Raw genomic sequence first — 13,054 nt, forward strand, 5'->3', positions numbered from 1 at the left:
TGGATCTTCATCGCGGTGCCCGTGCACGCATGCGTGCCAGGGATCGCCGACTTCCCTCGGCCAGTTGCGCGGGGTCCACGTCGAGCATTGCCTCAGGGTGTTCAACACGGTAAGCCAGGTTGCGCAAACGCGTATCCATCCAGGGAATGCGATACGCCATGTCGACCAGGGCTCGCTTCACGCGTGGATGGCGCGCGACACTGCCCAGCAGGTATCGGAGCAGCCTTCGCGGCGTTTTCGTCATGCGATCGCACCCAGGGCATGGCGAAGGGCGTGGCGAGCGTTCTCGACGGAGAAATGTCGGCGTACGTTTTCTACGCTGGCATCCGACATCGCGGACCAGATCGCTTCATTGCTGGACAGCCGGATAATGGCAGCTGCGAATGCCTCGGGGGTGTCGGCAACCAAGGCATCGATGCCATCACGTAAATGCATGCCTTCGGCGGCGATCGTGGTCAGGACGACGGGCAGGCCATGGCTCATGGCTTGGTTAACCTTACCCTTCACCCCTGCGCCGAAGCGCAGTGGAGCGATGGAAACCAAGGCTTGTTCGTGTAAGGGGGCGAGGTCGGCAACGCGCCCGTGAACGATCACGGCATCGCTCTCAATCGCTCGCCGCGCGCTTGGGTCGATATCGCCGACCACGTGCAGTTGCATGTGTGGAAGGTGGCCGCGCACGCGCGGCAGCACCTCGGTGACAAACCAGCGCACGGCATCTTCGTTGGGCGGGTGCCCAAAGCCGCCAACGAAGAGCATGCCGTGGCGTCCACCGAAACCATGTCTCCGTCCATGGGCATCATGGATATTGCTGAGAACCTCGACATTGGCTGCGGGGGCCTCACGGGCGAGTACGTCGCGCTCCTCCTCGCTTACGACCAGTGTGATGTCGCAGCGCGCGACCATCGCCAGTTCGCGCTCGCGCGAACGGTTGGCCTGGCGCATCAACGTAGGGTTGCCGGTAAGATCGGCAGCACGACGCTCCCGAATGAAGTGCAGGTCGACGGTATCGAAAACCGTGCGTGCGCGTGGCGCGAAGCGGCGGACTACATCGATGTACTGATCCGCAACAGGCAGGCGGCACAACATCACGGCATCAAGCGTAGCCCCCTCGCGGGAGAGCCAGCGTAGGGCCGGCTCGCGCACGATGCGGACACCGAGCGCTCCCAGCCGAACCGCGTCGGCCACCGATGCGTCGCCATCGTCGGCCAGGAAATCGATCTGCCAGCCATCGGCATGGAGCAGGGCGAAAATCTGCGAGAGCCGTACCGAGCCGGAATCGCGCGATGGATCCGGGGTCATCGTCTCGATGACAAGGATGCGTCGGCGCGGCAAGCTCGTAGCCAGCTCGCGCACGGTAACGTCGGCTGGAGCGGCGCCACTCTCGGTCCGCGGCCGCAGTGCACGCCGGAAAGTGCCGCTCCATCCCCGGATCGCAATGCTGCCTTTCACCCGCTGCGCAAGGCGAGCCAGCCGCCGTAGCCTCCAGCCAAGCTCCATCACAATCCCTGGTAATTCGGCCCAGACCCGCCCTCAGGCGTAACCCAGGTAATGATCTGGTAAGGGTCCTTGATATCACACGTCTTGCAATGCACGCAGTTCGCCGAGTTGATCTGCAGCCGGCGGCCTCCCTCATCCTCGACCATTTCGTACACGCCGGCCGGGCAGAAGCGCTGGCAGGGGTTGCCGTACTCGGTGGTGCAACGATCCACGCAAATCGACGTATCGGCCACCTTCAGGTGCACCGGCTGGTCTTCGTCGTGTTCGGTGGCTGCAAAATATACGGATGCCAGGCGGTCGCGCGGTGCGAGCGTGCGGTCCACGTAATCCTTCTTCGGCGCTTCGTACTTGCCCAGCTTCGCCAGCGATGACCAGTCGGCGTGATTCTTCAGGGTCCACGGCGATGCGCCGCCCGTGAGCGTCTCCCAGGCCGCATTGATCAGGCCGCGCCACAGGCCCTTGTTGAAGCCGGGGCGGATGTTTCGCACCTTCTTCAGTTCGGCGACGACGGCGGAGTCGCGCAGCTTCGCATCCCACCCCGCCGGATTTAGCTGCGTGGCCACGAGGTGCTCGGCCGCGAGCATGCCCGAGGCGATGGCCTGGTGCGTGCCCTTGATCTTCGGCACGTTCACGAGGCCGGCGGAATCGCCGATCAGGATGGCGCCGGGCATCTCCACCTTCGGCAGCGACTGGAAGCCGCCTTCGATAATGGCGCGCGCGCCGGCCGAGACGATATTGCCGCCTTCGAGCAGGCCCTTCACGTTCGGGTGGTGCTTGAACTGCTGGAACGCCTCGAACGGCGAGAAGTTCGGATCGGGGTAATCCAGGCCCACGACGAAGCCGACCGCCACGCGATCGTTATCCAGGTGATAGAGGAAACTGCCGCCATAGGTATCGTTGGCGAGCGGCCAGCCGGTGGTGTGCACCACCTTGCCCGGCTCACCGCGGCCGGCGGGTAGCTGCCACAGCTCCTTGATGCCGATGCCGTAGGTCTGCGGATCGCTGTTCGCGTCGAGATCGAACTGCTTGATCAGCGCCTTGCTGATATGGCCACGGCAGCCCTCGGCCAGCACGGTGACTTTGGCGCGGATATCGATGCCTTCGGTGTAGCCGGGCTTGTGGGTGCCATCGCGAGCGATGCCCATGTCGCCAATGCGCACGCCGTTCACCGCACCGCTTTCGTCGAACAGCGCTTCGGCCGCTGCGTAGCCCGGGAACACGTCCACGCCAAGGGCTTCGGCCTGCGGGGCCAGCCACGCGCACATGGCGCCCAGGCTGACGATCACGTTGCCGTGGTTGTTCATCTGCGGCGGAGCCACCGGGGCCTTGATACCCGACTGGTGATCGCGCAGCCACCAGAATTCGTCCCTGGTTACCGGCACGCAGACCGGCGGCGGGGCCTTGCGCCATTCCGGGAGCAGGCGATCGAGCGGGGCGGTCTCAATCACGGCACCGGAGAGAATCTGTGCGCCGATGGTCGAGGCCTTCTCGATCACGCAGACAGAAACGTCCGGATTGAGCTGTTTCGTACGAATCGCGAACGCGAGGCCGGCGGGGCCTGCCCCGACGACGACGAGATCGTATTCCATGGTTTCGCGTTCGCTCATCGCTGGCTCTCGAGTCTGGCTGGCAGGATCAGTCGGCTATTGTCCCGTTTCCCCCCATACCGGGCAAATCGCCGTTTGAAACAATGTGCGCCGGGGTTGCACGGCTTTCACATAGGGGGTTTATAGTCGTCTCCAAGCGCTAGGAGATTCCATGAATACGATGTTGCCTGTCTCCGCCACGGACATGCGCCGGGCCAGCCTCCTGCAGATCATGCACTGGCTGGCGATAGGCCGGGCGCAGCCGCAGGCCCTTTCGGACGTGTACCAGGACGCGATCGAGCGCCTGAACCCCGTTCTGAACGCCTACACCGACGTCAGCGTGTCGTTGATCCAGGAGCAGGCCCTGGCCGCCGACCGGCGCCGGCGCGATGGCGTCATGGGGCGTCTCGATGGCCTGCCGATCGCCATCAAGGATAATTTCGACGTCGCGGGTGTGCCGACGCGCGCGGGTATGCGGCGGCGCACCGTCGTACCAGAGCAGGACGCGCATGCCGTTGCACGGCTGCGAGCCTCCGGCGCGGTGCTACTTGGCAAAACCAATATGGATGAAGGTGCGCTCGGCCTCGCGACGAACAACCCGTTCCATGGCGCAACGCACAATCCTCACCGACTCGGCTACACAGCGGGCGGTTCGTCCGGTGGAGCCGCAGCCGCCGTGGCCGCCGGTCTGGCCGTGGCGGCCATCGGTTCGGACACGCTCGGTTCGGTGCGGGTGCCCGCCAGTTACTGCGGGGTATACGCGCTCAAGCCGACCCATGGCGAGATCTCCGCGCGGGGCCTTGTCCCCGCCGCGCGTCGCCTTGATGCGGTCGGCTTGCTGGCGCGCGGCGTTGACGACCTGACCGTCCTGCTCCAGACGCTGGCGGGGTATGACGCCGACGATGCCCGTTCACGCCGTCGCCGCGTCGCGTTCCAGCCGCCGGACTGGGAGCCGGGCAACCTGCGCACGGGCTTCCTGCCTGATCTGGCGGGCGTGGGCGTGGAGCGTGATGTGATTGACGTGTTCGAAAACGCGCTGTCGCAGCTGAAGGGCGAGTTGGGCGAACGCCGTACCGTCGATTTCTCCGATTGGGATTTCGCGCGGACGCGGCGCGCGGGCTTGCTCCTGATGGAAGCGGAGATGCTCAACACCTTCGCCGACGAACTGGCCGACGAGGCCTACCCGGTCTCCCCGGCTTTCCGCCAGATGGTGGACTTCGCTGCGAAGAAGTCGGCGGCCGACTATGTGGCAGCGGATCTCGTGCTGGACGCCGCCACCCTGAAAATGCGTAGGTTGTTCGCCCAGGTGGATGTGCTCGTGTTGCCCACGACGTCACAGGGTGCGTTCCCGCTCGACCAGCCCGCGCCGGCCTCGCAGGCCGATTTGTGCAGCTTCGCAAGTCTTGCCGGTTGTCCGGCGGTAAGCATCCCCATGGGCACGCTACCCAACGGTATGCCCATCGGCATGCAGCTCGTGGGTGCCCGCGGTTCCGATCTGCGCCTGCTCGAACTGGCAGCGGTGTGCGCCTCGTCCCTGGACGCCGAGCCGAGCTACCCCGTAGAACCCAAATAAAGATCCTACAGGGGCTGTAAGCGCCTCAAGGCGACGGTGCGGCGGTATAGGTCCACTGCACGATATCCCGCGAGAGCTTGTCCATGGCGCGGCCAAAGGCCTGGACCACCTGCGGGACCTCTTTCCCATCGACGGGCTCGCGTACCTCGAAGCGCTGGCTCGCGACGATCGCGTGCTTGCGCGAGTTGGCGAGCATCGCGTCAAAGCGGACGACGACGACCGGCTTGCCGTCGGCATAGTCGGTCTGGAAATCGGCCAGGTTCCCGCCCAGCTCGTAATCCGCCGCGAGGTTACTGTCGTCCGTACTGAGCGCGGGCACCCGGCCGCTGTCGCGGAACGCGTCGGCCAGACGGTCGCGGAACAGGTGCGGCGCGCTGTCGTTCCAGCGTGCGCCGGCGTACACCGTGATCGTGTTGCTGGAAGGCACGACGGCGATCCGCGCGTTATCGATCGAACGGGGCGCATTGGGCGTCGCGATGCGCAGCGCCCACGGCACCGGCGCAGTGGCCATCGGCCGCCCACCCGGCGACGCGGGCAAGGTGTACACGCTCGGCTGTTCCGCCTTCGGCAGGATCGAGCAACCCGCAAGGGCGGCGAATACAAAGGGAAGGACGAACCGTGCGCGGCTCATGGGGTGAACTCCTTGGTTTTCTCGCGTCCAAACAGGTAGCCGCTGGGGTTTTCATCCAGGCGCCGGGTGATCGAGCGCAGCGATGAAAGCGTATCGCGCAGTTCGCGCAGGGCCGGCGCGAGGTCGCCCAGGCTGGCCGCGCCGCCGTTCAACGCATCGCTGTTGTCGTTGATGAGGCGATCGATCGACGCCATCGAATGTTCCAGCGAGGCCATGGCGCGCTGGGCACTTTCCAGCGTGGCCTTGCCCTGGCCTTCGACCAGGCCGTTGGCGTTATGAACCAGCGTCTTGCTTTCGGCCAGCGTTTCATTCGCCTGCTTCGTCGCGATATCGAGTTGCTTGATCAACGAGCGTATGTCCTCGCGTTCGTCAGCGATGACGCCCGTGGTCTTATCCAGGTGATCCAGCGTCCGCTCGATACGGTGCACGTTTTCAGGCGAGAGGAGCTCGCTCGCATGCGCGGCGGCCTGGTTGATGTTGGTGATCAGGTCTTCGCTGTTGGATAACAGCTTGGCGAGCTGTGAGGTATCCGCGGTGATGATCGGCACCTCGCCGTCGTGCCCCACCAGCAGCGGGCTATCCGGGGACCCACCCGACAGCTGGATGATCGCGACCCCGGTGACGCCGGTGAGCGCGAGTTTCGCGTGGGTATCCTTGCGGAGCGGGGTATCCCCACTGACCCGGATGCGGGCGAGCACGCGGCGCGGATCGTTCGGATCCAGACGCAACAGGTTCACGTCGCCCAGCCGGATGCCGTTGTACTGGACCGCCGAGCCTCGCGAGAGGCCCGTGACCGCCTCGTTGAAGACCACGTCGTAGTAGTTCCACTCCTGGTCGGAGTGGGCCTTGGCCAGCCAGACGCCGAAGAGCAGGCCGCCGACGACGATGATGACGGTGAACAGGCCGATAAGGATGTGGTGGGCTCGGGTTTCCATGGGTATCAGTCCTTGCCTTGGTGGGCGGCGAAGGTGGCCGCGCGGCCGCGCGGTCCGTTGAAGTACGCCTGCACCCAGGGATCGTCGGTGCGGGCCACTTCGTCGATCGGGCCTACGGCCAGTACGCGGCGCTGGGAAAGCACCGCGACGCGGTCGCAGGTGGAATACAAGGTGTCGAGGTCATGGGTGACGAGGAACACGGTAAGCCCCAGCGCATCGCGCAGGGTCACGATCAGGCTATCGAACGCCGCGGCGCTGATCGGATCCAGGCCGGCGGTCGGCTCATCGAGGAAGAGGATTTCCGGATCGAGCGCGCGCGCGCGGGCCAGTGCGGCACGCTTGATCATGCCGCCGGAAAGTTCCGACGGCCATTTGCGCCCGGCATCCACCGGCAGGCCGGACAGTGCCAGCTTCACCCCCGCCAGTCGGGTGGCATCGGCGCGGTCGAGCTTCGCGTGCTCCACCAGCGGCAGGGCGACGTTCTCGGCCACGGTAAGCGACGAGAACAGTGCGCCGCTCTGGAACAGCACGCCGAAGCGTCGCTCCACGAGCGAGCGCTTTTCTTCCGGCAGCGAAAGCAGGTTTTCGCCGAAGACGCGCACCTCGCCAGCCACCGGCCGCACGAGACCGATGATGGTACGCAGCAGGACGGATTTGCCCGTGCCGGAACCGCCGACGATCCCGATGATCTCGCCGCGGCGTACGTCCAGGTCCAGGTTCTCGTGGACGGTCTGCGTGCCAAAGCGGTTGGTCAGGCCTTTGACCTGGATGACGGTTTCGGCGTTCACCAGCCCATCTCCATATAGAAGAGGGCGGCGACCGCGTCGAGCAGGATCACCACGAAGATGGATTGCACGACGGCCGAGGTGGTGTGTTCGCCCACCGACTGGGCGCTGCCCGACACCTTGAAGCCTTCCATGCAGCCAATGACCGAGATCATGAAGGCGAACACCGGGGCCTTGGCGATGCCGACGAGGAACTGGCGCAGCTGCATGTCGGCCTGGAACATGGTGAGGAACATCGAGGGCGACATCTTCAGCGTGGCCAGGCAGACCACGCCGCCGCCAGTGATGCCCGCGATCATGGCGACGAAGGTGAGCAAGGGCAGGGCGATCAGCAGGGCCAGCACGCGCGGCAGCACCAGTAGTTCTACGGGATCGAGCCCGAGGGTACGGATGGCATCGATTTCCTCACGGGCCTTCATCGAGCCGATCTGCGCGGTGAACGCGCTGGCGGTGCGGCCGGCGAGCAGGATGGCGGTGAGGAGCACACCGAACTCGCGCAGGAAGGCAAAGCCCACCAGGTCGACCGTGAAGACACTGGCGCCGTAGGCGGCTAGTGCGGTTGAACCGAGGAAGGCGACGACCGCGCCGACCATGAACGACAACAAGGCCAGGATGGGCACCGCATCCAGGCCGGTCTGCTCCAGGTGCGACACCAGTGAGGTGACCCGCCAGCGCGATGGCCGCCAGGCCGTCGTCGCAAACCCCTGCAGTGTGATCCCGATGAAGGCCAGGAGCTTGAGCGTCTGTTTCCAGAACGAGGACATGGCGCGGCCGATGCGTTCCAGCATGACCACGAAGCCAGCATCACGTTTGCGCCGCACGCCCTTGCAGTACGTGTCGATCGCATCGCCCACGGTCTTCAGCAGGGCGCGGCGGGCGGCAGGCAGGGCCTCGTCCTGGGCAAGCGCCTGCGTGCGCGAACTGCCCAGCAGTTCGGCGATAACGAACGCCCCGGAGGTGTCCATCGCCTGGATATCGTGGATGTCGACGGTGACGCCGGCGCCGATCGCCCCGGCCATCTCGTTGGCGCGTTTCTGCAGCGCCTCGTAGTAAACGAGGGTCCAGTCGCCGCGCAGCACGAGACGCTCGCCGCCCGAATCGCGGGTAAGGGTGGCCGTGCCGGGCAGGGAGGGGGTCGCCATGGATCGGAAGGCTAGCAGGAAGATGTTGCGGCGCGCTTGGACTTGGCGCTCGCTGCCGGGATAATGACGGGCTGGCCCCATGCCCTATCCCCATGAAGGTACGACGATGACCGATAAGACCGAACTCAACGCCACCCACCGCGAGCTCGGCGCCCGCATGGTCGATTTCGGTGGCTGGGACATGCCCATCGCCTACGGCTCCCAGATCGAGGAGCACCATGCCGTCCGCAAGGACGCCGGCATGTTCGACGTCTCGCACATGACGGTCGTGGACCTCACCGGTGAGAACACCCGCGCGTTCCTGCGTCACCTGGTCGCCAACAACGTCGACAAGCTGGCCAAGTCGGGCAAGGCCCTCTACACCTGCATGCTGGACGAGAAGGGCGGGGTCATCGACGACCTCATCGTTTATTTCCTGCGCGAGGATTTCTTCCGCCTGGTGGTGAACGCCGCGACCCGCGTGAAGGACCTGGCCTGGATCGAAAAGCAGGCCGCGGCATTCGGCGTCAGCGTCCGCGAGCGTCCGGAGTTCGGCATGATCGCCGTGCAGGGCCCCAATGCCCGCGAGAAGCTGATCGGCCTGCTTCCGGCCGAGGTGCAGGAGAAGGCACGCAAGCTCGGCAAGTTTGCCGCGATCGAAACCGAAGGCCCGGATGGCATGCCGCTGTTCCTCGCCCGCACCGGCTACACCGGTGAAGACGGCTTCGAAGTGGTCGTGCCGAACAGCCGCGTGGTGGAGCTCTGGAAGCACCTGCACGCCGCGGGCGTCGCGCCGGCCGGCCTGGGTGCGCGCGATACGCTGCGCCTCGAAGCCGGCATGAACCTCTACGGCCAGGACATGGATGAAACCGTGTCGCCGTGGGAGGCCGCGCTGGCCTGGACCATTTCTCTGGACGAAGGCCGTGACTTCATCGGCCGCGCCGCACTGGAACAGCACAAGGCCGATGGCGTGAAGCGCGTCATGGTCGGCCTGGTCATGGACGACAAGGGCGTGCTGCGCCACGGCCAGAAAGTTCTCACGGCGAATGGCGAGGGCGAAATCCTCTCCGGCGGCTTCGCGCCGACGCTGGGCAAGTCCATTGCCTTTGCCCGTATCCCGGCGGGTGAGCCGGGCGATGTCCGCGTCGACATCCGCGGCAAGGAAGTGCCGGTCCGCGTGGTCAAGTTCCCGTTCGTCCGCGATGGCCAGCCGATGCCGGGCATCGCGGACTAACCCAGGGCGTTACTGGACCTTGAGCGTCATCCGGACATTACGGTTGGCGCCGAGGCGGTCGCGGTAGTACTCGCCGCGCTCGATCGTATAGAAGGTGTCCAGGTAGTCGTGGTCGTCCTTCAGCCAGCTACCGCTTCCCATCGTCTTCAGCACAGCTTCGCTGAGCTTGGTGATGACGGAGACGGCCGCCTTGGAGCGCGCCGTCACGATCGCCATGAGCTGTTCGGCTTCGGCCGCTGGCGTGCCGGGCTTGATCGCGCCGGGCGCCACCAGCTCGCGGATGTCGCCGATCGAATCGACGAGCCCGCGGACGAGGTAGTTGAAGTCCAGGTCACCATCGAGTTCCCAGAACTCGATGTTCACGTACTTGGATGCGAACTGGGTCCAGTTCACGATATCCATGTTCGGGGTTCGCAGTTCGCCCGCCTTCGTGAGGAAGGGCAGCGAGCGGATATCCAGCTTCGGCGCGCCGTCGAGGCCGATGCCAGAGACGATCGCAACGACCTCGGCCTTGCCCTTTGGGAAGGATTCGCGGATGTCCTCGACCCGGATGTTCTGGATGATGGTGAGTTCTTCGTTGCCCTGGGTCTGGGTGATGGTGGGGGTATTCATTGTGCGTCCTTTTCGTTGGGGGAGGGCGCCGCCACCGTCCTGGTGCCGGCCTGCATAGGTTAGAAAGGGCCGGTGGCGGGCTGCGTCGCCGGATGCCTACACAACGCGTCGGAATCGCGCGGCGTTTGTATCGGTGTGCTGCCGATGGCGCTCAGGCGGCGCCTGTGAAAGAGGGCAGGCTTACGCGCCGCGCGCGGACCGGTACAATCACCGGGTCACCACCGCCCACTCCCTTACGAGGCCTACCCCATGAGCAACGAAATCCCAGGCGACCTGCACTTCCTCAAGTCCCACGAGTGGGTGCGCATCAACGACGACGGCACGGCTACGGTCGGCATTTCCGACCACGCGCAGGGCGCACTGGGCGATCTGGTGTACGTCGAGTTGCCGGAAGTGGGTAGCAGCGTCGAGGCGGGCGACGGCAAGGGCGTCGCCGTTGTCGAATCCGTGAAGGCCGCGTCGGATATCTACTCGCCGATGTCGGGCGAAGTGGTCGCCGTGAACGACGCGCTGTCGGACGCGCCGGAGACGATCAACTCGGAGCCGTACGAAGGTGGCTGGATCTTCAAGATCAAGTACAGCGACCGGAACGAAGTCGACGAACTTTTGACGCCCGACGCGTATGCCGAACTGATCGAAAACGAAGATCACTGACACCCGTTCGGATCGCTTCAACCTGTGCCGGTCGTCCTCGACCGGCATTTTTTTGTCCGCGACACCCCCTTTGGGGAAATTTTTTTTTGGCCCTCAGTCGAGTGCCGTTCATCCCCGCGAACACCCCTTCGGGCTGCCCCGCGGTGCGTCGTTCGGCCGCGCGATATCACGCGTGCGGGTCCATACGCAAATCGGAAAACGGTTCACGAAATGCCTTTATTTAAGATGTTTTCTTAACGCAGTGAATCGCGAAAAATGATTCGCGATGAATCCGAAAATCGAAATCGGGAGCTCGGAAAATCGCCCCCCCGGTTATGTCGGAGCGTCCGCCGGGGTGGTGTGATCTACCCGCAACGTCTTCAATTTAGAGCCAAAATTTATTGACAGCGGATTTGTTCAGGAATAGCTTTTGCGTCAATTGACGGGGAACCCGGAAATGGAAACACCAGAATTCGTCCGACCGTATGTGGAGCACGGTTCAAAAGCGGGAGCGGTACGCAAGATCACGGTATCGATTCCGCTGCACATCCTCCGCCTGCTTTCCGATGAAAGAACCCGCCGACAGGTGAACAATTTAAGGCACGCGACGAACAGCGACTTGCTGGTTGAAGCGTTCCTACATGCTTTTACTGGGCAACCACTGCCAACTGATGAGGAGCTGAGACGAACCATGGCCACTGCCAAGAAAGCCACTGCCAAGAAGTCGGCCGCCAAAAAGGCGACCAAGAAGTCCACCGTGAAGCGCACGGCTGCCCGCAAGGCACCGGCGAAGAAGACTGCCGCCCGCAAGGCCGCAGTGAAGAAGACCGCCCGTAAGGCTGCGGTCAAGAAGACTGCCCGCAAGACTGCGGTGAAGAAGGCTTCGACCCGTAAGGTCGCTGCCAAGAAGGCCGTCAAGAAGGCCGTCCGCAAGGCTGCGCCGAAGAAGGCTGCGGTCAAGAAGACTGCCCGCAAGGCTGCCGTTAAGAAGACTGCCCGCAAGGCTGCTCCGCGCAAGGCTGCGACCAAGAAGGTTGCTGCTGCCAAGGTCGTTCGTGCGACCAAGGCTGCCAAGGCCCCCAAGGCCGTGAAGGCCCCGCGCGCACCGAAGGCCGCCAAGGTCTAAGTACGCGTTACCTTCTAATAAGAAAGCTGTTTGCGAATTAGCTCCCTGCGGTGCCCAGCGCAGGGAGCCACTTCGAAACTTGACCCCGGCCTGGCCGGGGTTATTCATTTTTACGGGCCGTAGTTCACGTCCGGGAAAAGCTCCTAGGCCTGCAGGCTGGATTCACACGGCCATTACGGTTACCTTTCAGGCCACGCGCTGCGTGGGACGGGGGGTCCCGCGCGTCAAGCCATCAGGGGGCGCGCGTTCATCCGGAGTCGTCCTGCCGCCATGGATACCCGTCATCGCATCCCGATGCGCCACCGCATGCGTGGTGCCGTCAATCCCGTCACCCTCGTCGTCCTTGCCATCGTGGTGGCACTTGGCGTGGCTGCGTATTTCCTCATCATCAAGCCCTACCACGATGCCAACGTGGACCTGGCCCAGCAGAGTGCCGCCGGTACGCCCAAGCAGGGCGCCTCCCGCGAAGCGCCGCCGGCCAACGTCGACGCGCTAAGCGTGGACCAGCTGCTCGCCGAGGCGCGTACGGCCATGAACGACCAACGCCTGGTCGCGCCTGCCGGCAACAATGCGTTCGAGTTCTACATGAAGGTGCTGCAGAAGCAGCCGGGCAACGCTGTCGCGGCCGATGCGCTGCGCGAAACGTTCTCGTACGGTGCGGCAGCCACCGAGCAGACGATCAACAGCCGCGACTTCAATGAAGCCCAGCGCGAAATCGACCTGCTCGCCAAAGCCGATCCCGCGAACTACACCCTGACCATTCTCCGCTCCAAGCTCGACGCACAGCGTAAGACGCTCGATCGTGAGCAGCAACAGGCCCAGGATGCGCAGAAGGCGCAGTTGGCCCAGCAGAACGCCGCAGCGGCTGCCAAGCTCCAGGCCGAACAGCAGGCAACGGCCGCTGCGGCGGAAGCGCAGCGCCAGCAGGCGGCTCGCGACCAGGCAGCTCGCGTGGCACAGCAGCAGGCGGCACAGGCGCCGGCCGCGGTGGCCAAGCCGGCTGCGGCAGCCCGCAACGACGGTGAAGCGATCACCGACGCCGTACTGGTCCGTCAGGTGAACCCGCGCTACCCGACGGCAGCCATGCGCTCCAACCAGGAAGGCTGGGTGGATGTCGAGCTGACGGTGGGTGCCGACGGTGTGGTGAGCAATGTGAACGTGGTCGATGCGCAGCCGAAGCATATCTTCGACCGTTCGGCGATCGACGCGGTGAGCAAATGGGAGTTCAAGCCGGCCATGCGCAACGGCGAACCCATGACCGTGACCCTGCGCCGACGGTTGCAGTTCAACCTCGGTCGCTAAAGAAAAAGGCCCCTCACGG

General features: G+C 64.6%; 12 protein-coding genes. 5 read left to right on the forward strand and 7 right to left on the reverse strand.

The window, feature by feature from the left end; translation table 11 throughout:
* Positions 1-240: 240 nt before the first annotated feature.
* Both L2Y96_RS04915 and L2Y96_RS04920 read right to left on the reverse strand, forming a co-directional pair.
* Complete coding sequence (locus L2Y96_RS04915; protein ID WP_247333187.1) at positions 241-1,332, reverse strand: glycosyltransferase; 1,092 nt, start codon at positions 1,330-1,332, stop codon at positions 241-243.
* Between the two features lie 164 nt (positions 1,333-1,496).
* Positions 1,497-3,104, reverse strand: coding sequence for an electron transfer flavoprotein-ubiquinone oxidoreductase (locus tag L2Y96_RS04920; protein WP_247333189.1), 1,608 nt, complete (start codon positions 3,102-3,104; stop codon positions 1,497-1,499).
* A 151-nt stretch (positions 3,105-3,255) separates the two neighbouring features.
* On the opposite strand from L2Y96_RS04920, the gene L2Y96_RS04925 reads away from it, so the two are divergent.
* Positions 3,256-4,656, forward strand: coding sequence for an amidase (locus L2Y96_RS04925; protein WP_247333191.1), 1,401 nt, complete (start codon positions 3,256-3,258; stop codon positions 4,654-4,656).
* A 25-nt stretch (positions 4,657-4,681) separates the two neighbouring features.
* On the opposite strand, the gene L2Y96_RS04930 is transcribed toward L2Y96_RS04925, so the two are convergent.
* From L2Y96_RS04930 to L2Y96_RS04945, 4 genes are read right to left on the reverse strand one after another with little or no spacing between them, the layout of a single operon-like run.
* The gene (locus L2Y96_RS04930; RefSeq protein ID WP_247333193.1) at positions 4,682-5,287 is read right to left on the reverse strand and encodes an ABC-type transport auxiliary lipoprotein family protein; all 606 of its coding nucleotides are present in this window, start codon (positions 5,285-5,287) and stop codon (positions 4,682-4,684) included.
* Positions 5,284-6,222 carry an MlaD family protein gene (locus tag L2Y96_RS04935; protein WP_247333194.1) on the reverse strand — a complete coding sequence of 313 codons (939 nt, stop codon included), beginning with the start codon at positions 6,220-6,222 and terminating at the stop codon, positions 5,284-5,286. The genes L2Y96_RS04930 and L2Y96_RS04935 overlap by 4 nt, the downstream gene beginning before the upstream one ends.
* Positions 6,223-6,227: 5 nt before the next feature.
* Positions 6,228-7,010: an ABC transporter ATP-binding protein gene (locus tag L2Y96_RS04940; RefSeq protein WP_247333204.1), complete on the reverse strand. Its 783-nt coding sequence runs from the start codon at positions 7,008-7,010 to the stop codon at positions 6,228-6,230.
* A complete protein-coding gene (locus L2Y96_RS04945; RefSeq protein WP_247333218.1) occupies positions 7,007-8,149 on the reverse strand; it encodes an MlaE family ABC transporter permease in 1,143 nt (380 codons plus the stop codon). The genes L2Y96_RS04940 and L2Y96_RS04945 overlap by 4 nt, the downstream gene beginning before the upstream one ends.
* Before the next feature lie 106 nt (positions 8,150-8,255).
* Here L2Y96_RS04945 and gcvT point away from each other — a divergent pair, with 106 nt between their 5' ends.
* On the forward strand, positions 8,256-9,362 hold the full coding sequence (gene gcvT / locus L2Y96_RS04950) for a glycine cleavage system aminomethyltransferase GcvT (protein WP_247333220.1): 1,107 nt from the start codon (positions 8,256-8,258) through the stop codon (positions 9,360-9,362).
* A 9-nt stretch (positions 9,363-9,371) separates the two neighbouring features.
* Here the strand turns inward: gcvT and L2Y96_RS04955 are convergent, their stop codons facing one another.
* Complete coding sequence (locus tag L2Y96_RS04955) at positions 9,372-9,974, reverse strand: DUF3103 family protein (RefSeq protein ID WP_247333221.1); 603 nt, start codon at positions 9,972-9,974, stop codon at positions 9,372-9,374.
* A 249-nt stretch (positions 9,975-10,223) separates the two neighbouring features.
* Here L2Y96_RS04955 and gcvH point away from each other — a divergent pair, with 249 nt between their 5' ends.
* The 3 genes from gcvH (at position 10,224) to L2Y96_RS04970 (ending at position 13,035) form a co-directional block, all read left to right on the forward strand.
* Complete coding sequence (gene gcvH / locus L2Y96_RS04960; protein ID WP_247333223.1) at positions 10,224-10,628, forward strand: glycine cleavage system protein GcvH; 405 nt, start codon at positions 10,224-10,226, stop codon at positions 10,626-10,628.
* A 436-nt stretch (positions 10,629-11,064) separates the two neighbouring features.
* Complete coding sequence (gene metJ, locus L2Y96_RS22995) at positions 11,065-11,733, forward strand: met regulon transcriptional regulator MetJ (protein WP_343218436.1); 669 nt, start codon at positions 11,065-11,067, stop codon at positions 11,731-11,733.
* Between the two features lie 270 nt (positions 11,734-12,003).
* A complete protein-coding gene (locus L2Y96_RS04970; RefSeq protein WP_247333225.1) occupies positions 12,004-13,035 on the forward strand; it encodes an energy transducer TonB in 1,032 nt (343 codons plus the stop codon).
* Positions 13,036-13,054: the final 19 nt, after the last annotated feature.

It is taken from the genome of Luteibacter aegosomaticola (assembly GCF_023078475.1).
Classification (GTDB): Bacteria; Pseudomonadota; Gammaproteobacteria; order Xanthomonadales; family Rhodanobacteraceae; genus Luteibacter; species Luteibacter aegosomaticola.

Coding starts and splice junctions, on each gene's coding strand:
- L2Y96_RS04920 (WP_247333189.1), bottom strand. CDS start 3,104: ATGAGCGAACGCGAAACCATGGAATACGATCTCGTCGTCGTCGGGGCA.
- L2Y96_RS04925 (WP_247333191.1), top strand. CDS start 3,256: ATGAATACGATGTTGCCTGTCTCCGCCACGGACATGCGCCGGGCCAGC.
- L2Y96_RS04930 (WP_247333193.1), bottom strand. CDS start 5,287: ATGAGCCGCGCACGGTTCGTCCTTCCCTTTGTATTCGCCGCCCTTGCG.
- L2Y96_RS04935 (WP_247333194.1), bottom strand. CDS start 6,222: ATGGAAACCCGAGCCCACCACATCCTTATCGGCCTGTTCACCGTCATC.
- L2Y96_RS04945 (WP_247333218.1), bottom strand. CDS start 8,149: ATGGCGACCCCCTCCCTGCCCGGCACGGCCACCCTTACCCGCGATTCG.
- gcvT (WP_247333220.1), top strand. CDS start 8,256: ATGACCGATAAGACCGAACTCAACGCCACCCACCGCGAGCTCGGCGCC.
- L2Y96_RS04955 (WP_247333221.1), bottom strand. CDS start 9,974: ATGAATACCCCCACCATCACCCAGACCCAGGGCAACGAAGAACTCACC.
- gcvH (WP_247333223.1), top strand. CDS start 10,224: ATGAGCAACGAAATCCCAGGCGACCTGCACTTCCTCAAGTCCCACGAG.
- metJ (WP_343218436.1), top strand. CDS start 11,065: ATGGAAACACCAGAATTCGTCCGACCGTATGTGGAGCACGGTTCAAAA.
- L2Y96_RS04970 (WP_247333225.1), top strand. CDS start 12,004: ATGGATACCCGTCATCGCATCCCGATGCGCCACCGCATGCGTGGTGCC.